General features: G+C 72.9%; 12 protein-coding genes and 3 tRNA genes. 11 read left to right on the top strand and 4 right to left on the bottom strand.

From position 1 onward, the window contains the following. Positions 1–14 precede the first annotated feature (14 nt). Positions 15–1,004, top strand: a complete 990-nt coding sequence (locus ACWF41_RS20430; protein ID WP_380327111.1) for a carbohydrate ABC transporter permease — start codon at positions 15–17, stop codon at positions 1,002–1,004. Continuing rightward, the gene (locus ACWF41_RS20425) at positions 1,001–1,981 is read left to right on the top strand and encodes a carbohydrate ABC transporter permease (RefSeq protein ID WP_380327108.1); all 981 of its coding nucleotides are present in this window, start codon (positions 1,001–1,003) and stop codon (positions 1,979–1,981) included. The genes ACWF41_RS20430 and ACWF41_RS20425 overlap by 4 nt, the downstream gene beginning before the upstream one ends. A gap of 84 nt (positions 1,982–2,065) precedes the next feature. Here ACWF41_RS20425 and ACWF41_RS20420 read toward each other — a convergent pair whose 3' ends face one another. Further along, complete coding sequence (locus ACWF41_RS20420) at positions 2,066–2,455, bottom strand: DUF805 domain-containing protein (RefSeq protein ID WP_380324098.1); 390 nt, start codon at positions 2,453–2,455, stop codon at positions 2,066–2,068. Between the two features lie 243 nt (positions 2,456–2,698). On the opposite strand from ACWF41_RS20420, the gene ACWF41_RS20415 reads away from it, so the two are divergent. After that, positions 2,699–3,529, top strand: a complete 831-nt coding sequence (locus tag ACWF41_RS20415) for an EamA family transporter (RefSeq protein WP_380324104.1) — start codon at positions 2,699–2,701, stop codon at positions 3,527–3,529. 13 nt (positions 3,530–3,542) lie between these two features. On the opposite strand, the gene ACWF41_RS20410 is transcribed toward ACWF41_RS20415, so the two are convergent. Both ACWF41_RS20410 and ACWF41_RS20405 read right to left on the bottom strand, forming a co-directional pair. Continuing rightward, positions 3,543–4,145, bottom strand: a complete 603-nt coding sequence (locus tag ACWF41_RS20410) for a bacterial proteasome activator family protein (RefSeq protein ID WP_380324095.1) — start codon at positions 4,143–4,145, stop codon at positions 3,543–3,545. Positions 4,146–4,199: 54 nt separating this feature from the next. Beyond that, positions 4,200–5,177, bottom strand: coding sequence for an NAD(P)H-quinone oxidoreductase (locus ACWF41_RS20405; RefSeq protein WP_380324092.1), 978 nt, complete (start codon positions 5,175–5,177; stop codon positions 4,200–4,202). 183 nt (positions 5,178–5,360) lie between these two features. Here ACWF41_RS20405 and ACWF41_RS20400 point away from each other — a divergent pair, with 183 nt between their 5' ends. The 5 genes from ACWF41_RS20400 (at position 5,361) to ACWF41_RS20380 (ending at position 11,121) form a co-directional block, all read left to right on the top strand. Then, positions 5,361–9,065, top strand: coding sequence for a sensor histidine kinase (locus tag ACWF41_RS20400; protein ID WP_380324089.1), 3,705 nt, complete (start codon positions 5,361–5,363; stop codon positions 9,063–9,065). 34 nt (positions 9,066–9,099) lie between these two features. Continuing rightward, on the top strand, positions 9,100–9,549 hold the full coding sequence (locus tag ACWF41_RS20395) for a roadblock/LC7 domain-containing protein (RefSeq protein WP_380324086.1): 450 nt from the start codon (positions 9,100–9,102) through the stop codon (positions 9,547–9,549). A gap of 10 nt (positions 9,550–9,559) precedes the next feature. Further along, complete coding sequence (locus ACWF41_RS20390; RefSeq protein ID WP_380324083.1) at positions 9,560–9,976, top strand: DUF742 domain-containing protein; 417 nt, start codon at positions 9,560–9,562, stop codon at positions 9,974–9,976. A gap of 397 nt (positions 9,977–10,373) precedes the next feature. Beyond that, positions 10,374–10,919 (top strand): GTP-binding protein, encoded by a 546-nt coding sequence (locus tag ACWF41_RS20385; protein ID WP_380324101.1) that lies wholly within the window; start codon positions 10,374–10,376, stop codon positions 10,917–10,919. 114 nt (positions 10,920–11,033) lie between these two features. Further along, a tRNA-Ser gene (locus tag ACWF41_RS20380) sits at positions 11,034–11,121 on the top strand. A 51-nt stretch (positions 11,122–11,172) separates the two neighbouring features. Here ACWF41_RS20380 and ACWF41_RS20375 read toward each other — a convergent pair. Then, positions 11,173–13,062: a GMC oxidoreductase gene (locus ACWF41_RS20375; protein ID WP_380324080.1), complete on the bottom strand. Its 1,890-nt coding sequence runs from the start codon at positions 13,060–13,062 to the stop codon at positions 11,173–11,175. A 112-nt stretch (positions 13,063–13,174) separates the two neighbouring features. On the opposite strand from ACWF41_RS20375, the gene ACWF41_RS20370 reads away from it, so the two are divergent. From ACWF41_RS20370 to putP, 3 genes are all read left to right on the top strand, one after another. Beyond that, a tRNA-Ser gene (locus ACWF41_RS20370) sits at positions 13,175–13,266 on the top strand. A 185-nt stretch (positions 13,267–13,451) separates the two neighbouring features. Then, positions 13,452–13,524, top strand: a tRNA-Arg gene (locus ACWF41_RS20365). A 190-nt stretch (positions 13,525–13,714) separates the two neighbouring features. Next, positions 13,715–15,220, top strand: a complete 1,506-nt coding sequence (putP, locus tag ACWF41_RS20360) for a sodium/proline symporter PutP (protein WP_380324077.1) — start codon at positions 13,715–13,717, stop codon at positions 15,218–15,220. The last annotated feature ends 443 nt before the right edge of the window (positions 15,221–15,663 follow it).

The raw sequence follows: 15,663 nt of genomic DNA, 5'->3' as shown, positions 1-15,663 counted from the left end.
CGAGGAGGTCGTCGATGTCCTGGTTGCTCGAGCCCGACACCACGACGCAGAAGCTCCTGCTCATGGTGCTCGCCGTGGCGCTGTTCGCCGCGGTGATGGGCCTCATCCTGTTCCTGGTGGACCGCCCGAAGCGGATCGCGTCGTGGGTGGTGGCGCTCGGCTTCGTCGGGGTGCCGCTCCTGTTCCTCGCGTACGGCCTGCTGCGTCCGGGTCTCATCACGCTGTGGCAGTCGTTCTTCAACCGCAACGGATCCGAGTTCGTCGGGTTCGACAACTACGTGCGGGCCTTCACCGAGGGCCAGTTCCAGCACGTGCTCGTGGTCACGGCGGCCTGGGTGATCCTGGCCCCGCTGCTGAGCGCGGTCATCGGGCTGTCGTACGCGGTGCTCGTCGACCGCACCCGCTTCGAGAAGCTCGCCAAGGCGCTCGTGTTCGTGCCGATGGCGATCTCGATGGTCGGCGCGTCGATCATCTGGAAGTTCGTCTACGAGTTCCGCCCCGACCAGCCGGGGATCGAGCAGATCGGCCTGCTCAACCAGGTGCTGGTCTGGGTCGGTCTGCCGCCCCAGCAGTTCCTCATCGGGCAGCCCTGGAACACGTGGTTCCTCATCGTCGTGATGATCTGGATCCAGACCGGGTTCGCCATGACGGTGCTGTCCGCGGCGATCAAGGCCATCCCGGACGACATCGTCGAGGCGGCCCGCCTGGACGGGCTGCACGGCATGGGGATGTTCCGCTACATCACGGTGCCCAGCATCCGGCCGGCGCTGGTCGTGGTGCTCACCACGATCGCGATGGGAACGCTCAAGGCCTTCGACATCGTGCGCACGATGACCGGTGGCCAGTTCGGCACCCAGGTCGTGGCGAACGAGTTCTACACCCAGGCCTTCCGGCAGGGGAACCAGGGGCTCGCGGCCGCGCTCGCGGTCGTCCTGTTCATCCTCGTCATCCCGATCATCGCCTACAACGTGCGGCAGATGCGCAAGTCGGAGGAGATCCGATGACCTCGACACCCACCCCCGGCCAGGCCGTCGCGGGCGCCGCGCTGGACGACGACGTCCCGCAGCAGCAGATCCGCAAGCTCTCCCGCATGGAGCGCCGGGCGATCGCCACCAAGGGCAAGCTGAGCTCCCCGTGGGCGTCGGGGATCGCGATCATCATCGCGATCCTGTGGACGATCCCGTCGCTGGGGCTGCTCATCACGTCGTTCCGGCCGCAGGACGACATCCGCAAGAGCGGCTGGTGGACGGTGTTCACCGGCAACGCCACGTTCACGATGGACAACTACAACGAGGCGCTCTACGGGAACAGCAACGACCTGTCGACGTTCTTCGTGAACTCGTTCGTCATCACGATCCCGGCGGTCCTCATCCCGATCACGCTGTCGCTGCTGGCGGCGTACGCGTTCGCGTGGATCAAGTTCCCCCTGCGGAACTTCCTGTTCGTCGCGGTGTTCTCCCTGCAGGTCGTGCCGCTGCAGGTGGCGCTGGTGCCGCTGCTGGCCGACTACGTCGACTCGAACGACTTCTTCCAGGCCGTCTTCGGCGCCAACATGTCCGGCAGCTTCTGGACCGTCTGGCTGTCGCACTCGATCTTCGCGCTGCCGCTGGCGATCTTCCTGCTGCACAACTTCATGAAGGACATCCCGGCGTCCCTCGTGGAGGCGGCCCGCGTCGACGGCGCCGGGCACGTGAAGATCTTCTTCCGCGTGCTGTTCCCGCTCCTGGTCCCGGCGATCGCGTCGTTCGCGATCTTCCAGTTCCTGTGGGTGTGGAACGACCTGCTCGTCGGCCTGACGTTCGCCAATCCGGCGTACCAGCCGCTGACGGTGAAGATCGCCGAGCTGGCGGGTACCCGCGGCGGCGACTGGTACCTCCTCACCGCCGGCGCGTTCATCGCGATGGTCGTGCCGCTGATCGTCTTCATCGGCCTGCAGCGCTTCTTCGTCCGCGGCATGCTCGCGGGTGCGGTCAAGGGCTGACGGGGGAGAGAGAAGGAGCGGGGACGACGACGGCGGCCCGGGCAGGAGCCCGGGCCGCCGTCGTCGTGCGTGGCGGGTGGCGCGTCAGGCCGCCGGGGCGCCGTACGGCGCGCCGGTCTGGGCGCCCTTCGGGTTCTCGCCGTACTGGTTCGCGCCGGGCTGGCTGTCCTGCGCCCACCAGACGATCAGCATGATCCAGCCGATGATCGGCAGGAACGCCCAGAACAGGCGGAAGCCGGACTTGCCGGTGTCGTGCAGGCGGCGGGCGCCGACGGCCAGCTGCGGGAGCAGGAGCGCGAGCGCGGCGAGGCTGTTGAGGATCGCGTTCTCGAACAGCATGCGGTCGAGGCTGTTCGTGATGATGTTGACCAGCACCACGAACAGGTAGAAGTACCAGAACTCCGAGCGGCGGGCGCGGCCCGTGAACGTGGCGTACTGGGAGAAGACGGTCTTGATCGCGTCCTGGAAGGACATGGCGGCCTCACGGGGTCGTCGGAGGGGGCGTCCGGCGGAGCCGGTGCGCGCGGAGTGCGCGCTGCCCCCGGTGGCCCCGCGAGCGTAGGGGGCCCGCGCACCGCACGTCCAGGCATCGTCCACGGATCGTCCACATCCCGGGCGTGGAGACGTCCTCGTCCGGGGGCGAGGGCGCCCGCGCGGCGCCCGTATGCTCCCTGGGTGCCGACCCCCGCCCCCACCCCGCGCGGAGCGCTGGACCGCGTGCCGGCGCCGCTCCTGTTCATCGTCTCCGGCCTCACCCTGTACGCCGGGGCGGCCGTCGCGGTCGGCCTCTTCGACACGCTCGCCGCGCCCGCCGTCGGCTGGTGGCGCATCCTGCTCGCCGCCGTCGTGCTGGTCGCGTGGCGACGCCCCTGGCGGCGCCGCTGGAGCCGGCACGACTTCGTCGCCGCCGCGCTGTTCGGCGTCGTCCTCGCGGCGATGAACGTGGCCTTCTACGTCGCCGTCGCGCACCTCCCGCTCGGGGTGGCCGTCGCGATCGAGTTCCTCGGCCCGGTGGCCGTGGCCGCGATCACCGGGCGCGGGTGGCAGGAGCGCGCCGCGATCGCCGTGGCGGCGGCCGGCGTGCTGCTGCTCGCGGGCGTCACCCTCGGCTCCGGGATCCCGCGGGAGGATGCCGTCGTCGGGCTCGCCGCGATCCTCGCGGCGGCCGCGTGCTGGGCCGGGTACATCGTGCTGGGCAAGCGCGTCGCCGGCGCAGGCACGGGGATCGACGGGCTCGCCGTCGGCATGGTGGCGGGCGCCGTCGCCTTCGCGCCGTTCTTCGGCTCGACGGCGGCGACCGTCGTCCCGGATCCCGCGCTGCTCGTCTTCCTCCTGGTCGTGGCGGTCTGCTCGTCCGTCGTGCCCTACGTCCTCGACCAGGTGGTGCTGCGCCGTGTCGGGACGGCGACGTTCTCCGTGATGCTGGCCCTGCTGCCGGCCACCGCCGTGCTCGTGGGCGCCGTCGTGCTGCAGCAGATCCCCACCTGGCCCGAGCTGGCCGGCCTCGCGCTGGTCTCCGGCGCGATCGCCATGACCGCCCGGACCTGACCGACTGGCCCGGCTACAGGTACTGGCCGGGCGAGGGGCGGCGGTCGTCGCCGGGCTGCGCCGGTCCTTCGCCCGGCCCGCCGGGACCGCCGGGCCCGAACGGTGCCGGGTGCGCGCCCGGCGGGAGCGCCCGGCGCATCTGCGAGAGCTGCGCCTGGGCGGCCATCTGCTGCGCGACGAGCGCCGTCTGGATGCCGTGGAAGAGGCCCTCGAGCCAGCCGACGAGCTGCGCCTGCGCCACCCGGAGCTCGGCGTCCGACGGCACGCCCTCGTCGGAGAACGGCAGGGTGATCCGGTGCAGCTCCTCGACGAGGTCGGGGGACAGGCCCTCCTCGAGCTCGGTGAGGGAGCGCTCGTGGATCTCCGCCAGGCGGGTGCGCGCCGCGTCGTCGAGCGGGGCGTCGCGCACCTCGTCCAGGAGGCGCTTGATCATGCCGCCGATGCGCATGACCTTCGCCGGCTCCTCGATGCGCGACGTCTCACCCGGCTCGGCGTCGGGGGCGCCGCCGTCGGGGCCACCCTCCTCGGCGGGGGCGGAGTCCTCTCCCTCGGGCGCGACCACCCGCGCGCGGGGCTCGTCGGAGCGTGCTTCGGTGGCGTCGTCGCTCTCGGTCATGCCTCCCAGTGTGGCCCAGCCCACCGACGACGGCCGGTCGGGCCGCGGGACCCGTCAGGGGACGAGGAGGACCTTGCCGAACGGCACGCCCGACTCGAGCAGCTCGTGCGCGCGGGCGGCGTCGGCGAGGGGGAGCCGAGCGTGCACGACGGGGCGCACGCGGCCGTCGGCCACCATCGGCCACACCCGCTCGCAGACCGTGGCGACGAGGGCAGCCTTCTCGTCGGCGGACCGGGAGCGCAGCGTCGTGCCGGTCACCCAGGCCCGCTTCGCCATGAGGGCGGCCAGGTCCAGCTCGCCGCGGCGGCCCTGCTGCAGCCCGATGACGACGAGCCGCCCGCCGGGGGCCAGCGCCCGCACGTTGTCGCGCAGGCCGCCCCCGCCGAGCACGTCCAGCACGACGTCCGCCCCGCGCCCGTCGGTCGCGTCCCGGACGGCGGCGACGACGTCCTGCGTGCGGTGGTCGACGCCGACGGCGGCACCGAGCTCGACGCAGCGGGCGGCCCGCTCGGGGCCGCCCGCCGTGGCCACGACGTGCGCGCCGAGCGCGGCCGCGAGCTGGACCGCCACGCTGCCCACGCCGCCGGACCCGCCCTGCACGAGGACGGTCTCCCCGGCGTGCAGGCGCCCGGCGTCGACGAGGTTGGTCCACGCGGTGCACACCGCCTCGGGCAGGCCGGCGGCGTCGACGAGCCCCACGCCGTCGGGCAGGGGGAGCAGCTGGGCGGCGCGCGCGACGGCCTGCTCCGCGTACCCGCCGCCCTCGAGCAGCGCGACCACGCGGTCGCCGGGTGCCCAGCCGGTCACACCTGGGCCGAGCGCGCGGACCGTACCCGAGATCTCGAGACCCGGCCACTCGGGAGCGCCGGGCGGCGGCGGGTAGTTTCCCGCGCGTTGTAGCAGGTCAGCACGGTTGACGCCCGCCGAAGCGACGTCGACCAGGACTTCGCCGGGGCCCGGTTTGACCTGGTTGACGAGGGATAGGGCGAGTTTCCCTGGACCGCCTGGTGCCGATATCGTGACCGCTCGCACACCGATGGAGCCTACTCGCGCGCCTGGAAGCCCACCCGGGCCGCGCCGAGGGGTGCCGGACGTGATGGCACCCATCCGGGATACGGACGGCGACGGCCGCCCGCACTCGACGAACAGTGTTGGAGAGAGGTTCAGATGCTCCGCAGGTTGGGCGTTCGCGGGAAGATTCTTGCGACACTCGCCGTGCCGATCTTCGTCCTGGCGTTGACGGCGGGCTGGATCACCTGGCAGTCGTTGCAGGAGAACACGCGGGCCGAGCAGACCGCCGCGCTGATGGAGTCGCTCGAGGCGCAGGACTCCGCCGGCTCGGCGGTCGCCGCCGAGCGCGGCACCAACATCGGCGTGTGGATGGGTCTGCCGGGCGCGAAGAAGCAGCTCGTCGGCCTGCAGGAGAAGACGGACGTCGCGCTCGACGCGCGCAACGACGCGCTCGAGCCCCTCGCCACGACGAACCTCTCGCCGAACGTCCAGGACGCCGTGGCGCGCACGATCCGCGACCGGATCGCGATGGACGACCTCCAGCGCAACGTCGCCGCCAACCAGGTGACGGAGAAGCAGGCGACCGAGCGCTACACCGCCCTGATCGAGAGCGCGCTCAACGTGCCCCGCTCGGTGGCGCAGAGCTCCGAGGACCCCCAGCTGACCCGGCGCGCGCAGGCGTACATCGCCCTCGACGAGGCCATGCTCGCCAACACCCTGGAGCGCCCGCTGGTGGCGGCGGTGCTGCAGCAGGCCGCGAACGGCGAGGAGATCGACTCCGAGCTCGTCAGCCGCATGGTCTCCGCGCTCGAGTCGACCGACTCACTGCGCAAGGAGGCGCAGGACCGCCTCGACGCGATCCCCGGCGACATCAAGGTCCCGGCCTATGACCCGTCGCTCGACCGCCTCCGCCTGCAGCTGCGGTACTGGAACCTCTCCGGCATCGAGCCCGAGGTCGCCGCCAAGTGGGGCGAGCTGTCGCAGGGCTGGGTCGACGCCACCCAGGACGTGCGCGACGAGGTCCGCGCCGACTCCGTGACCCGTGCGAACGACCTGGCCGGCCAGGCCCAGCGGACCGCGATCCTGACCGGTGCCGGCGCGTTCGGCGTCGTGCTCGTGTCGCTCCTGCTGGCGCTGCTCATCGCGCGCCGCATCGTGCAGCCGCTGGCCCGCCTCACGTCCGCGACGGCGGACGTCCGCGACCGGTTGCCACGCATGGTCGAGCAGATGGCGGTGCCCGGTCAGGGCCCGTCGATCGACCTCGTCCAGGTGCCGGTCGAGTCGAGCGACGAGATCGGACGACTGGCGGCGGCGTTCAACGAGGTGAACGAGACGACGATGGTCGTGGCGCGCGAGCAGGCGGCGCTCCGCGGCTCCATCGCCGAGATGTTCGTCAACGTGGCCCGTCGCGACCAGGTGCTGCTCAACCGCCAGCTGTCGTTCCTCGACGAGCTGGAGCGGTCCGAGGAGGACCCGAGCACCCTGTCGAACCTGTTCCGCCTGGACCACCTCGCCACGCGTATGCGCCGCAACGCCGAGTCCCTGCTCGTCCTCGCGGGCATCGACTCCGGCCGTCGCGTGCGCAACCCGATGCCGATCTCCGACGTCGTCCGGACGGCGTCCTCCGAGATCGAGCTGTACGACCGCGTCCGCCTCGACCTGCGCGTCGACCCGCACATGCTCGGGCACAACGCCCTGAGCGCCGCGCACCTGCTCGCGGAGCTGCTGGAGAACGCGACGATGTTCTCCGAGCCGCACACGCCCGTCGAGGTGTCGACGGCGCGCGACCAGCGCGGCGTGGTCGTCACGGTCCGCGACCACGGCCTGGGGATGAGCCCCGAGGAGATCGCGGACGCCAACACGAAGGTCGCCAGCCGGGCCGCGTCGGACGCCGTCGGCGCCCAGCGCCTGGGCCTGTACGTGGTCGGCCGTCTGGCCGATCGCCTCAACGCCCGCGTGTCGTTCCGCGCCGGCGACGGCGGCCAGGGCACCGAGGTGACGGTGCTGTTCCCGGCGGACCTGTTCCTGCCCGACGACGCGCTCCCGCTGCCCGAGCCGACGGACCCGCTGGAGGCGGCGACGCAGAGCGCGGCCGCCGACCTGAGCGGCCAGGCCGTGGGCACCGTCGCCGCGCCCGCCTCGAGCCCGGTCGACGCCGTGCCCGCCGCCGCGGAGAGCGTCGCCGAGCCCGCACCGTTCGCGGAGCCCACGCCCCTCGCGGAGCCCGCGCCGTTCGCCGCGCCGGGGTTCGGTACCCCGGTCGACGACACCCGGACCATGCCGACCCCGGCGATCTCGTCGTCGCTGCCCGTCGCGCCCGAGCCCCCCGCCGCGGTCGCGGTGGACCTCGACGCGCTCACGGACGGCACGACGTCGATCGGCATGCCGCGCCGTCGGCGCTCCGAGGCTCCCGCGGACAACGCCCCGGCTCCCGCCGGCGTCGACACCGGCCCGATCGTGCTGCCGCCGCTGGCCACCCCGGACCTCCCGGAGCTCGCGGACGAGTCGACCACCGACGCCTGGCGCCCGCCGGCGGCGGTGGAGGCCTCCGCGTCGTCGCTGCCGAGCCGGCACCGCGCCGAGCCGGAGCCACAGGCGGCGGAGCCCGAGCCCGTGTCGGCGCCGGTGCTCAACGTCGACCAGCGCGCGGGGCTGTTCTCCAGCTTCCGGTCCATGGGGTCGATCGACGTCTCCGAGACCGAGAGCACGCTGCAGCTCGACGCCGTCACGGAGGACCCGGCCGCGCTCCCGGAGGCGTTCGCCCCGGTGGCCGTCGACGAGCCGCCCGCGGCGGCCCACGTCGTGCCGGTCGCCGAGCCCGAGGAGGCGCCGGCGCCCGCCCCGGCGCCGGCCCCTGTGCAGCAGGAGGCGTACCGCCCCGCCACTGAGGCCTCGCCCGCGGTGGCGCTCCCCACGCGCGCCGCTGCGCCCGCCCCGGCGGCACCGGTGGAGCCCGGTCCGGTCGCGCCCGCCGCGGCCTCGCCCGCTCCGGTGGCCCCGGCGCCGGCGCCGGTCGCGTACGCCGGCCCCGCCACCTCGGCGTTCGAACCGGTCGTGCGCGAGGTCGTCGAGCCCGTCGCGACGTCGTCGTTCGACCCGGTCACGCCCCCGGTCCAGGCGCCGCGCGACTCCCTCGCCCCGGCGCCGCAGGCCGAGCCCGCCCAGGACGCGTTCCAGGAGCTCCCCGCGTTCGAGGACCTCATCGCGGACCTGCCGACGCGTCGCGCCGCCCGCGAGAGCGAGCAGGCGCAGGCGGGCCGCAAGCGCGGCCTGTTCGGCCGCAAGCCCTCGTCCGAGGAGCCTGCGGCGCCCGCCGCGTCGACGCCGTTCCCGGCGTCGATGGGTGCCGTCCAGGAGCCCACCCGCCCCGAGCCGGCGCCGTTCGACGCCGCCCCTGCGGCGTACGAGGCGCCGCGCGAGGAGGCCCGGCCGGAGCCGCGCGAGGAGCCGGCGGCCACCTCGTACGGCGGCTCGGTGCTCCCGCTGCGCCCGACGGAGACCGGCGGCAACGACCCGCTTGACCCGCACTTCGTGCCGGACACGGTCGAGGCGCGGTCGGAGTGGATGGCCTCGGCCGTCCTGTACGAGGAGATGTCCACGATGCTGCAGCGCGGCGTCTTCCAGGAAGGGAACGTGACTTCGACGAACGACGAGCAGACCTACCGCCCGACGACGGTCTCGAGCGTGTCGGGCGGCCTGGCACGGCGCCAGCGGGCGGGGGAGACCTCGGGGGCGACCGAGCGGTTCACGGCCCGTATCGAGCGGGACCCGGAGCAGCTCCGCTCGCGTCTGTCGGCCTTCCAGTCGGCCACGAGCCGCGGCCGTGACGACGCGAGTGCCCTCGGGGCCTCGACGCCGGCCGTCCCTACCGTGAATGATGTCCCTGGATCCGCGCCGCAGCAGCGGTGACCTGCGCCTTCGGCGTACTTGACGAGGAGGAAGCGTGACCCTCAGTACTGAAGCGACCAACTTCGGGTGGCTTCTCGACAACTTCGTGCGCACCGTCCCGGGCAGCCGCCACACCCTGGTGGTCTCGGCGGACGGTCTGCTCATGGCGATGTCCGACCAGCTCGACCGCACCAGCGGCGACCAGCTCGCGGCGATCGTCTCCGGCATGTCGAGCCTCACCCGTGGGGCCGCCCGCCAGCTCAACGGCGGCAACGTGCGCCAGGCCGTCATCGAGATGGACAACGGGTTCCTCTTCCTGATGAACGTCTCGAACGGTTCCGTCCTCGCGGTGGTCGCCGAGTCGTCCTGCGACATCGGCCTCATCGGCTACGAGATGGCGCTGCTCGTGTCCCGCACCGAGGCCACGCTCACCCCGCAGCTGATCTCGGAGATGCGAGGGAACCTTCCGGTGGACGGCTCGACGCGCTCCGCGCGGGTGGGATGAGGTCGCGACCATGACGCATGCATCGTTCGGTTCTCTGGGTGCGCACTCGGCAGACGGCTACGAGGCCTCGACGGTGCGTCCCTACGCGGTCACGGGCGGCCGCGTCCGTTCCGCCATGTCCGACCTGCCGCTCGAGGCGCTGGTCGAGGTGCTGCCCGGTGCCGTCACGAGCATGGGCCTCACTCCGGAGAAGCGGGCGATCCTGCAGCACGCCGCGCACACCTACGTCTCGATCGCGGAGCTCTCCGCGCTGCTGCGCCTGCCCCTCGGCGTCGTCCGCATCCTGGTCGCGGACATGCAGGAGGAGGGGCACATCACCGTGCACACCTCGACCCCGGTGAACGTCCACACGGGTCACGGCAGTTCCCACTCGGGCCTGTCTCTGAGCGTCTTGGAGAGTGTTCTCAATGGCATTTCCGCCCTCTGACAGCCCGACGCCCGGAGCGTCCGGGGGGATGTCCCCGGCCTGGGCGCCGGTCTCGCAGACCGTCGGCGCGGTGAGCACGCCGACGGTCGGCGGTGCTCCGGCGGCGGTGGGCGCCCCGCAGCGGCAGAGCGTGCTCGGCGGTGCCCCGGCGGCCCAGGCAGCCCCTGGCCCGATCACCTCGGTGCCGACGGCCGCCGCCCCGGTGGCCGAGGCGGCGTCGCGTCCGGTCGCGCAGCAGGTCCAGGCGCCGCAGACCGCGGCCGCGCAGGCTCCGGCCGCGCAGGCCCAGCCCTCGCAGGCGGCGCCGGCCGCGGCCGCGGCGACCCCCGCGGCCCCGGCGCAGTCCGCCCCCGCGGCGGCCCCCGCCCAGCCGTCCACCGCCCCGACCGTCACGAAGATCGTCGTCGCGGGCGGGTTCGCCGTCGGCAAGACGACGTTCATCGGTTCCATCTCCGACGTCGAGCCGCTCAACACCGAGGCCGCGATGACGGAGCACTCGGTGGGCGTCGACGACGCGGGTGGCGTGTCCGACCGCAAGACCACCACGACCGTGGCGATGGACTTCGGCCGCGTGGCCCTGCCGGGCAACCTGTGGCTCTACCTGTTCGGCACGCCGGGCCAGGACCGCTTCCTGTTCATGTGGGACGACCTGATCCGCGGCGCCATCGGCGCCGTCGTGCTCGTCGACACGGACCGCCTGGAGCAGTGCTTCCCGGCGATCGACTACTTCGAGTCGCGGGGCGTGCCCTTCGTCGTCGGTGTGAACTGCTTCGACGGCGTGGCCAAGCACCGGCTCGAGGACGTCCGCGAGGCGCTCCAGATCCCGGCGCACGTGCCGATGCTCTACACGGACGCCCGCTCGCGCGCGGCGACGAAGCAGACGCTCATCGCCCTGGTCCAGCTCGCGATGCGCCAGCTGCGCTCGGGCGGCGGCGCGGCCTGACGGTCGCCCGTCCACCGGCCGTCCCCGCGGCCCCGGTGCGCCTCGGCGTCCGGGGCCGCGGGCGTGCCCGGCCGGTACACTGCTGAGCCGGACGGCGGCCTCGCCGCCGTTCCGGGAGGGCTGACAGAGCGGCCTAATGTGACGGTCTTGAAAACCGTTGTGCAGCAATGCACCGGGGGTTCGAATCCCTCGCCCTCCGCCACGCACCAAAGCGCCCCCGACGGTCCCGTCGGGGGCGCTTTCCTGCGTCGCCTCAGCGGATCTCGACGATCGGCAGCCGCAGGGCGCCCGGCGCGGCGGCCGGGACGACGGGATGGCGTGGCGCCGTGGGCGGGACGACGGCGTACGCGGACCCCGGTGCGGGCCGGGCGTCGGGGTCGCCGCGGTGGGGCCACAGGGCGCACGCGCGCTCGGCCTGGGCGGCGATCGTCAGGGAGGGGTTGACGCCGAGGTTCGCCGTCACCGTCGAGCCGTCGAGCACGTGCAGGCCGGGATGGCCGTGCACCCGGTGGTACGGGTCGACGACGCCCGTGTCGGGGGAGTCGCCGATCGTGCAGCCGCCGAGGATGTGCGCGGTCATCGGCACGTCGAACGGGTCGCCCGCGCTGCCGCCGGCGAGCCCGCCCATGCGGGCCGCCATCGCGCGGACGGCGTCGTGGGCCAGGGGGATCCATGTCGGGTTCGGCGCACCGGTGCCCTGCCGGGACGTGAGGCGCCGCCCGAAGGGGCCGCGCCGCGTGAACGTCGTGAGCGAGTTGTCGCGGCTCTGCATCACCAGCGCGATCACGGTGCGCTGCGACCAGCCGCGGAGGTCGTAGAGGGCCGGGACGTCCCGGCGCCGTTGCCAGAGCTCGCCGAGCCACCGCCGCCAGCGCGGCCCCTCGCCCGGTGCGACGCCGTCGACCAGCACGGTCTGCAGCAGCCCCATCGCGTTGGAGCCGCGCCCGTACCGGACGGGCTCGACGTGCGTCTGCTCGTCCGGGTAGAAGGACGACGTGATGGCCACGCCCTCGGAGTAGTCGGGCTCGCCGACCTGCCCGCGCCGCACGGGGCGCATGGCTCCGAGCAGCGCCTCGGAGTTGGTGCGCGTGAGGTGCCCGAGACGGTCGGACAGGTGCGGCAGGTCGCCGCTGTCGCGCATCGCGTGGAGGAGCCGCTGGGTGCCGAGCGTGCCCGCGGCGAGGACCACCTGCCGGGCGCGGTAGGTGCGACGGCCGGCCCAGCCCCGTCCTGTCCGGTGCGTGCGCACCTCGTAGCCGCCCTCGGCCCGTGGCACGACGGCGGTGGCCGTGGTCAGCGGGTGCACCCGGGCGCCGGCACCCTCCGCGAGGTGCAGGTAGTTCTTGACGAGGGTGTTCTTGGCGTTGTGCCGGCAGCCGGTCATGCACTCGCCGCAGTGCAGGCACGGGTTCCGCTCCGGTCCCGCGCCGCCGAAGAAGGGGTCGGGGACGGCGGCGCCGGGGGCGCCGCACGGCCGGGTCGGGTCCGCCGTCTCCTCGTCCCCGAGGAACACGCCGACCCGCACCTTGCGGAACGTGTGGCCGACGCCCATCTCCTCGGCGACGTCGCGCATCACCTCGTCGGCCGGGGTCGTGCGCCGGTAGTCCACGGCGCCGAGCATCCGCTCCGCCTGGTCGTAGTACGGCTCGAGCTCCGCCTTCCAGTCCGTCACGTGCGCCCAGGCGGGGTCGGACCAGAACGCGTCGAGCGGGCGGTACAGGGTGTTCGCGTAGACGAGGGAGCCGCCGCCCACGCCCGCGCCGGCCAGGACCAGCACGTCCTTGAGGCGGTGGATCCGCTGGATGCCGAAGCAGCCCAGCGCGGGCGCCCACAGGAAGCGGCGCAGGTCCCACGACGTGCGCGGCAGCTCGTCGTCGGCGAACCGGCGGCCGGCCTCGAGCACTCCGACGCGGTACCCCTTCTCCGTCAGTCGGAGCGCCGCCACGCTGCCGCCGAACCCCGAGCCGACGACGAGGACGTCGTAGTCGACGTCCTGGTCTCCGCGCCCGTCGTCGCCATGCTCATCGGCCTGGTCCTCGGCCTCGTCGTCGCCCTGGTCGCGAGGGTGCCCGCCGTCGTGCGGGGTGGTGTCCGGGCGCCCGTCAGGGGCGCGCCGGCGGTCCTGGTCGTCGTCGTCCAGCATGGGCCCGACCGTAGCGTGGGCGGCCGTGTGGCGGGGTCGACGGCGCGCGGCTTTGCCCCCGGGCATCCCCGGCGGTTAGTCTGGGCGCCGCGGTGCTGCTGTGCTGCCGCGAGGAGACGTCGCATAGTCTGGTCTAGTGCGCCACCCTGCTAAGGTGGTAACGGGGCAACCCGTTCGCGGGTTCAAATCCCGCCGTCTCCGCCAGGAAGGCTCCGGCTGCTGAACGCCCGGGGCCTTTTCTGTTGCCCGGGACGGTGGGGCGACGGCGAGGACGGGCCCGAGAAGCCCGGCTCCGGTGTCGTGCATCACGATGGGCATCCTCGGTTTGGGGAACCGGCCGAGGGCCTGTAATGTTCTCGTCGGTCGGTGCGACAGCGCCGATCAGGACTGCGCCCGTAGCTCAACGGATAGAGCATCTGACTACGGATCAGAAGGTTGGGGGTTCGAATCCCTCCGGGCGCACCGAAGACACCACGGCTCGATCCCTCCTCGGGATCGGGCCGTTGTGTTTTCCGGCCCTTTGGGGTGGCACAGCAGCGAGGTCAGCGCCGACCGCGTACCGACCTGGCCCCGGTCCGTCGTGCACCACGCGGCGGTCGGCGCGTCCAGCGCCAGACGCTGCAACGACACGACCGAGAGGGTGATCGATCGCATGAGCGATCAGACCTGGCAGACGATCGCGATCGTCGTGTACCTCCTGGCGATGCTGGGCATCGGGTACGCCGCCTACCGCCGCACCGACGACCTGGACGACTACATGCTCGGCGGGCGGCGGCTGCGCCCGAGCGTCGCCGCGCTGAGCGCGGGAGCCTCCGACATGTCGGGCTGGCTCCTCATGGGCCTCCCCGGCGCGATCTACCTGACGGGCCTCGTCGAGGCGTGGATCGCGGTGGGCCTGACCATCGGCGCCTGGCTCAACTGGAAGTTCGTGGCGCCGCGCCTGCGCGCCTACACGGAGGTCGCGAACAACTCGATCACCATCCCGAGCTTCTTCGACAACCGGCTGCGCGACCCCGCACACCTGCTGCGCATCGCGGCCGGCGTCATCGTCCTGGTGTTCTTCACGTTCTACGTCTCCTCCGGGATGGTGGCCGGGGGGACCTTCTTCGAGAGCTCGTTCGGCCTGGACTACCTCACCGGGCTGCTCGTCGTGGGCGGCGTGACCCTGGCCTACACGCTCTTCGGAGGCTTCCTCGGCGCGACGTGGACCGACGTGGCCCAGGGGCTGCTCATGCTCGCGGCGCTCGTGGCCGTGCCCGTGCTCGCGATCGTCGACCTCGGCGGCTGGGCCGCGGTCCAGGAGGGCATCCGCGCCGCGGACGCCGACGGCACCACGCAGCACCTGTCGTTCTTCGCCGGCGCGACGGCGACCGGGGTGATCTCCGCGCTCGCGTGGGGGCTCGGGTACTTCGGCCAGCCGCACATCATCGTGCGCTTCATGGCGATCCGGACGCCGCAGGACGCGACCGCGGGCCGGCGCATCGGCATCGCCTGGATGGTGCTCACCGCGCTGGGCGCCGTGACGACCGGACTGGTGGGCGTCGCCTACGCGAACGTCGAGGGTCTCGAGGTCGACAACCCCGAGACGATCTTCCTGCTGCTGGCCCAGCTCCTCTTCCACCCCCTGATCGCTGGCCTGGTGCTGGCTGCGGTGCTGGCCGCGATCATGTCGACCATCTCGTCGCAGCTCATCGTGTCCTCGTCCGCCCTCGTCGAGGACCTCGTCAAGATGACCGGGCTGCGGCTGAGCACGCGCGCCGAGGTGATGCTCGGCCGCGGCGGAGTCCTCCTGGTCGCGATCGTCGCCGGCCTGATCGCGCTGGACCGCACCTCCTCGATCCTCGATCTCGTGGGGTTCGCCTGGGCAGGGTTCGGCTCGGCCTTCGGCCCCGTCGTCATCCTGAGCCTGTACTGGCGCCGCCTCACGCGGTGGGGCGCGTTGTCCGGGATGGTGGCGGGAGCCGTCGTCGCGTTCGCGTGGGGACGGTCCGGGCTCGCGGACACGCTGTACGAGATCGTCCCGGGCTTCGCTGTCGGCCTCCTGGTCGCCGTCGTGGTCAGCCTCCTGACGCCCCGGCCGGACGCCGCGGTGCTCGGGGAGTTCGACGCCGCGCGGGCGCTCGCCCGGGGGAAGGCGCCGGAGCCGGTGCCCGCCTGAGGCAGGCACGGGTACCCGCCGGGCTGTCAGGGCACGGCGGGTACCCGCCCCCCGGAGGCGTCGAGAGGGGCCTCTGGACCGGGCGTGGCCGGACGGGGCGCGCCCCACGTCCGGCCACGTTGCACGGGACGCTCCATCCGGGTAATGTTCTACGACGTCAGCCCGACGGGCCGACGGACACCGAGGAGACAGTCGAGAGACTGGGTACCGGTGGCCGGGCCGGGACTGAAACCCACACCTTCAAGGGCGGGATGCTTCGCGCATTCCTTTCGGTGGGTCGGATCGTCTTCTCGATTCCCTTTGATCCACGGATCAGGGATTTGGAAGAGGGAAAACGATCTGGTAAGTTTGAGGGGTTGCCCCGGCGGGGCTGGAACGGGAATGGTTCTGGTCTTGTGGGTGTGCGTCGGTTGTTTGAGAACTCAACAGTGTGTTTGATAGTC

It is taken from the genome of Isoptericola sp. NPDC055063 (assembly GCF_053608125.1).
This window is presented reverse-complemented; position numbering and strand designations above follow the sequence as displayed.